Raw genomic sequence first — 12,403 nt, forward strand, 5'->3', positions numbered from 1 at the left:
TTAATGTTCAAAATCTTGCAAAAATTTTTGCCTGAAATCATCAATTTGCTATTGACTTTTTATTTGCAGGCTCGGCAAGTTCTTCCTCGGTGTAGGCAATATCGACCTGCCCGACATAATTGAAATAAATATCAACCTTTTGCGTTCTTGCTTTTCCCACACCCTCGGCTTCATACACCACAATCTTGTCAATGAGTTCGACAAACATCAAATCGGAAACTTCCGTAGGATTTTTGTACTTGCGTATCAGAGAAACAAAATGCTGAATATCCAAAGTGCTGTCCTTTTCTTCAGAAAGTTTCATTTTCATCGTTTCCATTTTCGTTTCCAACTCTGCCTGTTCATCGTCATACTGCTTCATCAGTTGCTTGTATTGTCTTTCGGGTAGCAATCCCGATATAAGATTTTCATACAAGCCACGAATGAGCGTAGAGAGTTCGTCATAGCGTTTCTGACAGCGTTTCAACTCCGATTGATTGTGCTCCGGCTTTTCCTCTTGCTTATCTTTCCAAAGGGATTGCAGTTCCAAAGCAAAGGCTTTTTCATCATTCAGAACAAATCTTGAAAAGCGTTTGACTGCCGATAATATCAAGGCTTCAACATTATCAGCACTTATTGAATGAGCAGTACAGGAATTTACCCTGCTCGCATAACCACCGCAACGGTACGAATACTGCAAGGAGCGGTCTTTTTTGCTGTAATGTGTCTGCAAGGTCAATCTTCTGCCACAGTCGGCACAGTACAGATAACCGCTTAATCGGTTGGTATGTGTACCTCTTGCCGCAGCTCTGTTCACTCGTTTCTTTCGCTTCTGAACGCTGTCCCAAAGTTCCTGCGATATGATAGGCTCGTGGGTGTTATAAAACACATACTGCTCATCTTCATCGGTAGTCTTTCTCTTATGCAATTTAAAATTGGTGCTGACCGACTTTCTCAAAACAGTATGTCCAAGATATTCCTGCCTGCTTAAAATCGTTCTAATGGCAGATATGCCCCAAATATAAGGGTCTGCAAACTTAATCCCGTTGTACTGTTCTGGGTGATATTCCTTTGCATATGCGGCAGGAATTAAAACCTTTTCTTCGGTCAGTATTTCCGCTATGGCTCGTGGACTTTTGCCCTCATTGGCAAGCAGAAAGATACGCTTTACCACCTCAGAAGCCACAGGGTCAACAACAAGCGTCTGCTTATCGCTCGGCAATCGGTTATATCCATAAGGGATTGAACCGCTACAACGCTTTCCGTCTTTCATTCGGGCATCAAATACAGCCTTGATTTTATTGCTCGTGTCTTTGGCATAAAATTCGTTCATAATATTCAAAAACGGAGCAAAATCATTATCCGAAGCATTGTTGCTGTCAATGCTGTTGTTGATTGCAAGAAAACGGACATCTTTCTGCGGAAACAGAATTTCCGTATAAAATCCGACTTGCAGATAGTTTCGCCCTAATCGGCTCATATCCTTAACAATCAATGTTCCGACATTGCCTGCTTCAACTTCTTTTATCAAAGACTGAAAGCCTGGGCGATTGAAATTTACACCCGAAAAACCATCGTCAGTAAAATGGCGGATATTCTCAAAACCATTCCTACGGGCATAATCTTCGAGGTATTTTTTCTGATTGGTAATGGAATTACTCTCGCCATTCAGGTCATCATCTCTTGATAATCTCTCATAAAGTGCTGTAATCTTTGAAGTCCTTGACATTCTCTTAACCTCCTTCCTTATGTATTTTCAATTTAGGACAGTTAATTTTATCGTCCTATTAAAGTATAGCCCTCCGGGGCCAGTTCCAGCGCCGTGACGGTTTCTCCGAAACGGCTGGCCCAGCAGTCGAAATGGGTCATGCTCAGTTCTTGCAGGCGGTCATACTGGAGATACCGCTGCATGGTGTAAAGCTCGGTCATGGAGTTGCTGACCGGGGTTCCGGTTGCAAAGATAACGCCACGGTTTCCGGTAATCTCGTCCATATAGCGGCACTTGGCAAACATATCGGAGGATTTCTGCGCGTCCGATGTGGAAAGACCAGCCACATTCCGCATTTTTGTGTATAGAAACAGGTTTTTATAGTTGTGGGCCTCGTCCACAAACAAACGGTCCACACCCAGCTGCTCGAATGTCACCACATCGTCCTTGCGGCTCTCGGCCTGCAATTTTTCCAGCCTGGCTTCCAGCGATTTGCGGGTGCGTTCCAGCTGCTTGACGGTAAAACGCTCGCCGCCACTGGCCTGTACCTCGGCAATCCCTTCCGTGATCTCGTCGATCTGCTCATAGAGGAGCCGTTCCTGACGCTCTCGGCTGATGGGGATTTTCTCAAACTGGCTGTGTCCCATGATGATGGCATCATAGTCGCCGGTGGCGATCCGGGCGCAGAACTTCTTACGGTTGTGGGTCTCAAAGTCCTTTTTCGTGGTGACAAGGATGTTGGCGGAAGGATAGAGCCGCAGAAACTCCGAAGCCCACTGCTCGGTCAGGTGGTTCGGCACAACAAAGAGGGATTTCTGGCACAGTCCCAGGCGTTTGGCTTCCATCGAAGCAGCTACCATTTCAAAAGTTTTGCCTGCGCCTACTTCATGTGCCAACAGGGTATTTCCTCCATACAGCACATGGGCGATGGCGCTTTTCTGGTGTTCCCGCAGGGTAATGGCCGGGTTCATGCCCCCAAAAGTGATATGGCTGCCATCATACTCGCGGGGGCGGGTGGAGTTCATTTCCTCGTTGTACTGGCGCACCAAAGTCTGGCGGCGCTCCGGGTCTTTCCAAATCCAGTCCTTGAAAGCATCCCGGATAGCCTGCTGCTTTTGTGCTGCCAGCGTAGTCTCCTTGGCATTCAGCACCCGGCGCTCCCTGCCGTCTGCATCCTCCACCGTATCATAGATACGGACATCCCGCAGGTTCAAGGAATCCTCCAAAATCTTGTAGGCATTGGCACGGCTGGTTCCGTAGGTGGTATAGGCTGCCACATTGTTCTGGCTTACAGAGCTTTTGCCGGTGATCTGCCACTCTGCTGTAAACGGGGTGTAGTTGACCTCGATATTGCGCTGGAGATAAAACGGCGTGTCGAAGGTCTCATACATAAACTGCTGGATGTACTCTTTGTCGATCCAGGTAGCACCCAGACGCACCTCGATTTCCGACGCATCCAGGTCTTTGGGCTGGGCAGCGGTAAGGGCCTCCACATTGACTGCAAAGGAAGGGTCCTGCTGTGCGGCCCGCTGTGCCTGACGCAGTTTGCGGCGTACATTGCCGGAGAGGTATTCATCAGCAGTCACATAATGGGGCGTTCCGTCCTGCTCCAACTGTTCCGGTACACGGAAGATTACGCCTTGCAGCTCTCCGGCCAGTTCTTCTTTTGTTTTTCCGGTAAGCCGGCTCATATAGTCCATATCCACGCAGGCTTTTTCCGAGATGGACACCGCCAGTGCTTCACTTGCCGTATCCACCACAGCCACCGCCTGATGGGGCTTGATGGTCCGCTTGGTGAACATATCTGCCTTACGTTCCAGTTTCCCGTCCTCGTCGATGACTTCCAGCGCACAGAGCAGGTAATAGGAAGAATCATCTGCATAGGCCAGACGGTTTGCACGGTCATTGATGAGACCGTATTTGGAAGAAAAGCTGTCATAGAGGCTGTTCAGTTCCGCCTGCTTCTCCCGAATGGTGCTGTCCGGAACCGCTGCATCCATCTGAAGGTCGATCAGTTCCTGCACACAATCACGCAGTTCCACAAGACCTTTTACACGGGCTTCGGCGGTGGCGTTGAGGTCAGGGCGCACCATACGGCTGTTTTCCCGGTAGTACACCTGCCCGTCTACAATGGCATAGGAATAGTTCTTCACATTGGGGTCGGCAGGAATGGAGGTGTCAATGGCTTCGCCCTCGCCCAGCTCCGGCAGCTCTGCCTCCTGATAAGTCCCATGAATGTACTTCACAGCATCATGCAGCTGGTCGGAAAGCTCCAGTCCCTCGATGGGGTTCACGGTGTAGTCCATACCATGAGCAGTGCTTACCGGCTCCTGTCTGCCCAGCACCATTTCCGGGTGGTCGATAAAATACCGGTTGATGGCAAATCCGTCCTCCGTCTGTCCGGTTTGAGTCCATTCCGGCACGATGTCCAGCGGGCGGTCCCGTTTTTGGAGGAAGATGATGTCCGATACCACCTCGGCACCGGCATTCTTTTTGAACGCGTCATTCGGCAGGCGGATAGCTCCCAGCAGCTCGGCACGCTGGGCAAGATAGCGGCGCACGGTGGAATCCTTGGCGTCCATAGTATATCGAGAGGTCACAAAAGCTACCACACCGCCGGGACGCACCTGATCCAGTGCTTTGGCAAAAAAATAGTTATGAATACTGAAATTCAGCTTGTTGTAGGCTTTGTCGTTGACCTGATACTGACCGAAAGGTACATTGCCGATGGCAAGGTCAAAGAAGTCACGCCTATCGGTGGTCTCAAAGCCGCCTACTGTGATGTCCGCCTTGGGATAGAGCTGCTTTGCGATGCGCCCGGAAACAGGGTCCAGCTCCACGCCGTACAGACGGCTGTTTCGCATTTTCTCCGGCAGCATACCAAAGAAATTGCCCACACCCATAGACGGCTCCAGAATATTTCCGGTCTCAAATCCCATACGGTCCACCGCTTCATAGATGGCCTGAATGACCGTAGGGCTGGTGTAATGGGCGTTGAGGGTAGAGCTTCTGGCGGCGGCATATTCCTCCGGGGTCAGCAGCTCTTTTAGCTGAGCATACTCTAAAGCCCATGCCGGTTTCTCCGGGTCAAACGCATCAGAGAGACCGCCCCAGCCCACATATCGAGAAAGAACCTCCTGCTGTTCGGGGCTTGCCTGCTGTCTGGCAGCTTCCAGCTCTTTCAGCAAACGAATCGCATTGACATTTGCCTGGAACTTGGCTTTCGGACCGCCTTCGCCCAAATGCTCATCGGTAATGCGGAAGTTTTTTGCATTGCGGCGCAGGTTAGCCTTGTATTCCTCATAAGATGCTTCCTCGGCAGCTTTGGCATTGGGGAAGGTCTGCCACTGGCCATTGACCTGAATGGAAACCGGGTGTTCATCCAGCACTTCCTCAAAGGTTTTCTCCGGCTCTGTTACAGGGGCTGGCGGCTCCGGCTCCTCAATATGCAACCGTTCCACCACCACATCATAAGGTAGATGGTTCTTATCGCCCGGATAGACGGCCATGGTCTCGGAATGGAAGGTCGGGGATTCGGTAGCCGGTTGGGGCTGTTCCTGTCCAAAGCCGTCCTGCTGACGGGCATACATCCCGCGCAGCAAAGGCGCAACCTCATCCCAGCGGAAATACAGCACAGCCAGACGCTTTTCCTCTGCGTCCAGGACTTCCAGCTCCATGCCCTGTGCCGTGGTACGGTAATCGGCAATATCGCCGGTCTCCAGATTCAGGGTCTCAATCTCATGAGGGTAGGCTCTGCTCAGCCAGTAGGCGATCTCACTGTTGCTCCTGCCAGATTGCAGTAGCGTGGAAAGCTGCTGTTTATCCGCTTCATCCATCAGTCCATGGGCCAATACATCCCGCAGGTCTTGATCTGCCTTGTCCGGGTCAATGGGAAGAAACTCGGTATAGTAAGCATTGCGGCGGTCTGCCCGAAGCAGCTGCTCGAACTGTTCTTTGCGCTCTGCCCGATAGATGGGATATACCATGCCGGTAGGCAGAAGCTGCACGGTGTCATCCCGTAGCTCGGTGATCTGATAGGCGTCATCCTCGATATACACGGTATCGCCCACGGCATAAACCGGGGCGGCAGGATCATAGGAGGTTCTTTGCGGAGTCGGGCGGCGAACTGCATCATATTCCTCATCGGAAATGGAAACCTCGGAAGTCTGTTCTGTCTCGGCAGCTGCGATCTGCTCGGCATCCGACATCACCTGTTGGATAAACGGGTCATTGTCCAGTTTTTCCGGATCTGCCACCTGTCCGTTGACGATCCCTCTTTCCTCCAGGGCTTCCCGGATGGCGATAGGGTCGATATTGTCAAAACGATCCTGTTCTTCTTCGGTATAGAACCGGTCCTCCTGAATCAGCTGGGCAAGCCTGCGCTGTACCTTCGGCCAGGGCAGCTGTGTTTTCTCCGGGCTTCCGGCACGGACAACGAACGGGCTGTTGCTGCCACCGTATTCCTGAGCCAGCCATGCAGCGGTATCTTTTTCCCTTGCATGATCCTTCATGTAGCGGACAACGGCGTGTTTACTCTCGATATTGCCGTTCCATGCACAAATGGCAGTATCAATATCTTCCTGAGAAAGAGGGCGCAGAAGTTCATGGAGCTTTGGATAGGTTTCGTCGATCACTTCCCGGTGCAGTCGCTGTCGGAACTCCGGCACATCCGAATAGAGGCGAATCAGCTCCATATCCTTAGAACCAAGGACCGCACGGCGCACAGCGGCATTGCCCTCGATGACAGCATTTTCACGGTCAGAATGCCCGCAGGCATTGCGGTATGCGGCATCCTCGGAAATGGCGGCAGTCACCACAGTCTTATACTGCTCAAACTGCTCCCCAAGGGTAGGCTTTGGTGTTCCTTTCTCCATCTCCGGCTGCTGGGCTTGAATAGCATCTTCTTCGGCCAGTTCCTGTTCAGACTGGATCTTGTCATACTGTGCCTGTTCCTGTTCGGTAAGATAGCGACCTTTCTGGACAAGTGAGGTAATGCGCTTGGAAACCTTTTCCCAGTTCAAGTGAACATCCGGGCAGTCCTGCTTTTTATAGTGCAGTCCTTTCCCATCGTGATCTTCGCCGCTGTGTGTTGCGCCGGACAGGGCATGAGAGCGTCCGCCAATGCCATACTCGTCTTTAAGGAATCTCACTTTTTCCTTATCCGTATGGTTTTCCATGAAGAACGCATAGATACGGCCTTTTCCTCCGGCGAAACTGCTTCCGCCGGTCATGGCGGCGTCGATCTCATCCTCGGTAATAAAGTGCTGGACGGTTGGCACTTGGGAAAGCTCTGAAGAAAAGGTCCTGCGTGGCAGGTCAAGGTCCTTCAGGTTCTCCCAGATCTCCCTCGGTCTATGATAGTGAAAACGCAACAGGTCACGGTCCTGCTGATAGGCAGTCCAGAAGGCAGCGTATTCTTCCTTGAGGGTCTGGCGGAAAGCCGGTTCACTCAGCTGCTCCGTCAGACGGCGGGTCTCCTCTGGGAATCCATTGCCTTTGATCTCTGACAGGCAGGACAAATATCCGGCTTTTCTGGCGTCCTCACTGAGATCGTGATACAGATGCCAGAGCTTTTCCGAGAGGAGGGATCGTTCATAGCCTGCCGCTTCTGCAAGCTCCACATTGGAGGCAAACTGACCACTTTCCAAAAGCTCCCCGATACGCTCTGCGGCGCGCTCCCAGGAAATGACCTGGGCAGACCTGTCATAACGGACAGACTTCCCGTGGGAAAGATGGATACCATCCTCGGCATACCATGCGCTCACACTGCCAAGGCCATTGCCGCCGTGGTACAGCGTTTTCAGTATCTCGGCAATCTCAGCGGTGGTTTTCTGCTTTTCAAAGGCTGCAACCACACGCTCCCTTTGACGGTCTGTATTGCCGCCCAAACGCAGCACATGGTCGATGTCATTTTGGGCAAAAGAAAAAGCAGAGGATGTATGCGCTACATTCTCTGCTTCATCTATGGATTGGATCTGTTCCGCTTCGGAGAGGAACAGGTTTAGAGTCAGCTGTTGATAAGCTCCGCCATCAGGATTTCCTCGGCCTGAGCTTTGCAGGTGTTCATCAGCCCCACCCACTTCATGGGATCGCTGGCTTTCAGTTCCTCGATGGCTCCCGCTTCCTTCGCCAGCTGGGGCATCATCTGCTCCAGTCTGCTCTGGGCGGTCTCGTCGATCTCCAGAAGGTGCGGGTACAGCTTCTCGCTCAGCAACATCTGGTTGTAGAGGATGGGACGATGTTCCTTCAGGTAGGTTTTCCTCATCCTGCCGTACTTGCCCAGGGGTTTCTCCGGCTGCTGGCTCAGCTTCAGGTCGGGAATCTGATAGTCTCCGTTCTGGATGTAGGTCATGGGATTGTTCATCTTGCTTGCTCCTTTCTTGGTTGGCTTCGCGCTCTGCATTTCGGACGGTAACGCCGATCTGCCGCAGCACCTGCTGGTTGATCTGGCTGACCGCTGTTCCCAGCGCCCCGATGGTGGACGGGGTGTTGAAATCAAAGATCGCCATGAAATCTTCGTGGTCGAAGTAGCGTTCCGGCTCCAGTCCACAGCGGGACATCAAAGCGTAAGTGATGCTGACGGTGGCGGCTGCCTTGAACTGCACTCCGATGTTATACTCATCATATTCCTCCAAAAAGGAACCGTCAACGATATAGAAGAAGTCCTGCTGATGCTCCGTCCAGTATTCCTCGGCCAGTTTTCCGGCTACCTCCGTGAGCTGTCCGGCAAGATCATCACCGGAAACATCATAGGTGCGCTCCAGCATGGCCTGCACGGAATCCAGATGGCGCTCCTCCAACTGCCACAGCCAGGGAGTGCGGGAATGTTCACGGGTTCCGGTGTCGGAAATGTCAAAGACATAACGCAGGCGAGGTCTGTCCCCGGAATCATCCACCAGAGCGATTCCCTTGGAACCACGCCTTACATAACGGCCCATCTTTTCATTCCATAAATCGTACTCTGCACAGGCGGTAGCGTCCGGTCGCTGGGCATAGATCATCAGCTGCTCATGGAACGGGTACTTGTAAAGGCGGGAAGCAGTGGTGAGAAACCCTGCCCATTCCTGCCAGCTCCCCGTGAGCTGCGTTGCCACCTTGTCCGCCATCTGTGCATATAGTTCAGCTTTGGTTGGCATAGTGTTCTGTCCTCCTTTCAGTTTTGGGGTAAAAAGGCGGGGTGGCAGATCGCCACCCCATCCCTGCGGTTATGTTGTTTACTGGTCAAAATCCGGGTACAGCTCCAGTTCGGCAAACTTCTCATCAGTCATCGCACAGAGCTTCGTAAGGGCGCTGTCGGTCAATTCCCTCAGTTCCGTTTCCTCCGGCGAAAGCTCGCCGCGCATCTCACGCAGACTGTCAATCAGCCCGGTGCGGCTGCCGGTATTGTAAATGCACATCAGGTTCATTTCCTCAAAGGTAAAGTTTCCCATATCAAATCTCCCTTTCCGCACTCTTTTTGGGTGCTGTCTTTTTGTGTTCTGTCTTGGGCTGGCCTTTCAGCTGCTCCATGACGGACTTTTTCTTTTCCCGTTCCTTCCGATGAACGGCATCAGCCAAGTCCATCAGGGAAATGGGCTGACCGCTTCGGGCCTGCTGTTCCAGCTCTGCCACGGTCGGCTCTTTTGGGCCATTGTTGATGATACCGTCGATCATACCGTAGTCATCCTCCAGCATCATTTCCGCATTTTTCATCGGATTGTCCGGCAGGAATCCGGGGATCTGGGTAAAACCAACGCTGTCACAGTAATGACAGGATACCTTACCGTCCTGTCTGATTGCAACGATGTCGCTGACGCTCATGGAGGGACTGTGAAAGTCCACGGGCTTTTCCAGATTGAATTGCTGATAGAGTTTTTCCAGCTGCTCCGGCACAGTGCCAGACTCCCTCAGAGGAGCTGTGTAAATGAGGTCATAATTGCTGCGGTCTATGGAAATGTCATGGGACTTTAACCAATCCAGATTCATAAAGCGCACATTCTGCGGATCGTCACGGCTCACCTGATAGATGGCAAAGCAATCTCTGTTCTGGGATAGAAATGCCTGTTCGCGTTCCTGCTGATGTTCCTGACGCTCCATGACCTTTTCGTGGAACTGAGGGCTTTTCTCCCATTCCTCACGGTCCACGCCAAAAAGACCGCCATGATCCATGATTTCCTTCGGGTCAAACACCATGCTCTCCGTATTGTCCTCATGCAGCACATAGACGGTCAAACCAGCGGCATCCAGTTCCAGCGCCCGTTCTCTGGTGACAGGGAGCATCCCATCATAGGAGTAGCCGTATTCCTGCATATCCGGTGTGGATACCTGCTCATCAGGCATAGGGTATTCATCCAGCGCCTGCTCTTGTGCTTCCGGCAGCTGAGAAGAAGCAGCCATCTGACTGGCCTCTGCCTGCATCTGCTGGTAGGCAGCTTCCTGCAAGGTCTCAATCATGGACAACGGTGCGTATTTTACCGAGTCTCTGCCCAAATCGTTGTCATCACAAATCTGGAGAACTGCCTTCATGCGGGAAATCTCCGGCATATCCAGCTGACCACCATCCAACTCTTTCATGGACGCGGCATCGTAAAGGGTATAGTCCCAGCCGCTGTCACAGGACTGGATATGAAGATAGGTGGCATCGTCAATCAGAAACAAAGCCTCCTGCTGGTTGGCATCCGCCCCCAGCACTTCCATTTCCGGCATTGCCGCAGCCAGTTCCTTTACCGCTTTTTGCACCAGAGGATTATCACGGTAATAGTCGATTGCCTGGATGGTGTCCAGGTCAATGGTCTGGCCGGTCAAAATCGGAAAAGGTCCTTCATAGTCGCTTCCGTCTTTCAGCTCAAAACCAATGCCCTTGATCCCGTTCATTCGTTCTGCCGGAATCTCCTGATAAATGCGGATTGCTTCCTCCAAAGACAGATTATCGTGGTATTCTCCGAGGTTTGGAAATTCCATGCACTCTGCTACATAGTAGGTCAGATCGCCGGTCGGCAGCCTATCAGATACCTTAATGGCATCTGCTGGCTGCTCTATCGGGGCGGTTTCCGACTCTGCCTTTGCATGAGGGTCGATTCCGCGCTCTTTGCAGATTTCCTTATAGTGGCGCTCAATGTCGGAGATCAAAGTGCCGGAGGTTTTGTTGATGGTCTCCAAACTGGCTCTCAACTCTTTCAGTTCCTTGCCCTGACTCCAACTGGCAATATAGCCGAAGCTGTTTTCTCCGGTCTCGATGCCAAAATATTTGCAGACTGCGTAGGATATGCTTTCAGCCTCCACTTCCTCCGTGTGGCGATTTTTGATTGCCTGTTTTTCTGTGGTTGGATCTTCCTCAACTGCAAGACGCCATTCAAACTGATTTTCGTCCACATAGCGCCAATCCATATCAGAAGCAAACTGTTCAGCTTCTCTTTCTGTGGCAAAATCCAGCTTGAAATCATGCTTGGTTCCACCTTCACTCTCCAGCACAACCTTCCATGACGGTAGCATTTCATATTTTTTAGGGTCATGGAGCTTGCTGTGGGCAATCTCATGTACTGTGGCCGAAACCGTCTGCACCTCACTCATGCCCTGACGAATGGCGATTTTCTGATGATCGGCAGAAAAATAGCCGTCCGTATCGGCGGCCATTGCTTCAAAAGTGATCGGCACCGGCGCACTGCGGCGCAGAGCCTCCATGAATGCCTCATAATTTGGCACATTGCCGGAAAGGGAGGAAGCAAGCTCAGGCAAAGGTTTCCCGTCGGTCTGGCTCACATCAAAAACCTTGACCGGACGGAACATAGGGATCTCGATTTCTTTTTCCTCTGTGACGATCTTTCCGTCTTTATCCAGAATCGGAGCCTTGGTATCCGGGTCCAGCTTCTGCTCCTCGATTTTCTTCTTATATGGTGTGGGAGCAATGATGGTAATGCCATGCTCGCCCTTTTTTACATGACGCTCAAACTGGTCTTTCCACTTATTGTATCCGGCTACCAATGTAGCGTCCGGCTTCTGCATATAGATGAGCATGGTGTTGTTTACCGAATAGCGGTGGAAGCGGGACATGACGGACAGATAGCGCATATACTTTTCACTCTCAAACAGTTCCTTGATCCCCTGCTCGATGCCATCTGTGATTTCCCTTAGCCGCTCTCGGTTGGTGGGTTTGTTCTCAGCCATGATTTTCAATCTCCTTTCCAAGTGTGTGATTTCTGCTGTGTGTTCTGCAACCCATGCCCTTTGTTCTTCTTCACTTTCATAAAGAAAAAGGTCCAACAGGTACTCTACATAGGTTTTCTTCTGGATTGCTTCCACAAAGCGGGGGTGCGGTTCTTCCTCCGGTGTCCGGGGAGAATGGTCAATCCCCCATTTTTTCAGCAGATGGTAGTAATCGGACAGTACACGATAGCACCGCTGCCGGTCCTCCCGAAACTTTTGTGCCTCGGTTTTCTGCCGGACATACCTCCTGCGGGGAGGGGCCTGACTGTCATAGACCAGGCCAAAGTCCTGTGCCAGTTTCTCCGCCGCTTCTTTTGGGGAGAGGTCAAAGAGCTTTGCGGTAAAGTCGATCACATCCCCATCTGCACCGCAGCCAAAGCAGTGGAACCGCTGGTCTACCTTCATGCTGGGGTTCTTATCATCGTGAAAGGGACAGCAGGCCATACCATTTCGTTTGACCTCGATCCCATAAAACGCTGCCGCATCTCTGGTGCTGACCGACTGCTTGACTGCTTCAAATACATTCTCTGCCAT

Annotated in this window: 6 protein-coding genes; 1 reads left to right on the forward strand and 5 read right to left on the reverse strand. The window is 51.7% G+C overall.

What is annotated here, in order from left to right:
- Positions 1-40 precede the first annotated feature (40 nt).
- The 3 genes from I2G42_RS15350 to I2G42_RS16535 all read right to left on the reverse strand — a co-directional run bounded on the left by I2G42_RS15350 (position 41) and on the right by I2G42_RS16535 (position 8,039).
- Positions 41-1,708: a recombinase family protein gene (locus I2G42_RS15350; RefSeq protein WP_243277204.1), complete on the reverse strand. Its 1,668-nt coding sequence runs from the start codon at positions 1,706-1,708 to the stop codon at positions 41-43.
- Positions 1,709-1,755: 47 nt separating this feature from the next.
- Positions 1,756-6,918: an SNF2-related protein gene (locus I2G42_RS15355; protein WP_330611356.1), complete on the reverse strand. Its 5,163-nt coding sequence runs from the start codon at positions 6,916-6,918 to the stop codon at positions 1,756-1,758.
- A 776-nt stretch (positions 6,919-7,694) separates the two neighbouring features.
- Positions 7,695-8,039: a TnpV protein gene (locus I2G42_RS16535; RefSeq protein ID WP_443985193.1), complete on the reverse strand. Its 345-nt coding sequence runs from the start codon at positions 8,037-8,039 to the stop codon at positions 7,695-7,697.
- On the opposite strand from I2G42_RS16535, the gene I2G42_RS16540 reads away from it, so the two are divergent.
- Positions 8,038-8,640 carry a hypothetical protein gene (locus I2G42_RS16540; RefSeq protein WP_243277207.1) on the forward strand — a complete coding sequence of 201 codons (603 nt, stop codon included), beginning with the start codon at positions 8,038-8,040 and terminating at the stop codon, positions 8,638-8,640. The two genes, I2G42_RS16535 and I2G42_RS16540, sit on opposite strands and share 2 nt — an antisense overlap.
- A 261-nt stretch (positions 8,641-8,901) precedes the next feature.
- On the opposite strand, the gene I2G42_RS15360 is transcribed toward I2G42_RS16540, so the two are convergent.
- Both I2G42_RS15360 and I2G42_RS15365 read right to left on the reverse strand, forming a co-directional pair.
- Positions 8,902-9,117: a transposon-transfer assisting family protein gene (locus I2G42_RS15360; RefSeq protein WP_003526257.1), complete on the reverse strand. Its 216-nt coding sequence runs from the start codon at positions 9,115-9,117 to the stop codon at positions 8,902-8,904.
- 1 nt (position 9,118) lies between these two features.
- Entirely contained in the window at positions 9,119-12,403 is a 3,285-nt protein-coding gene (locus tag I2G42_RS15365) for a YodL domain-containing protein (protein WP_195531249.1), read from the reverse strand.

It is taken from the genome of Fusicatenibacter saccharivorans, from assembly GCF_015557635.1.
Lineage (GTDB): Bacteria > Bacillota > Clostridia > Lachnospirales > Lachnospiraceae > Fusicatenibacter > Fusicatenibacter saccharivorans.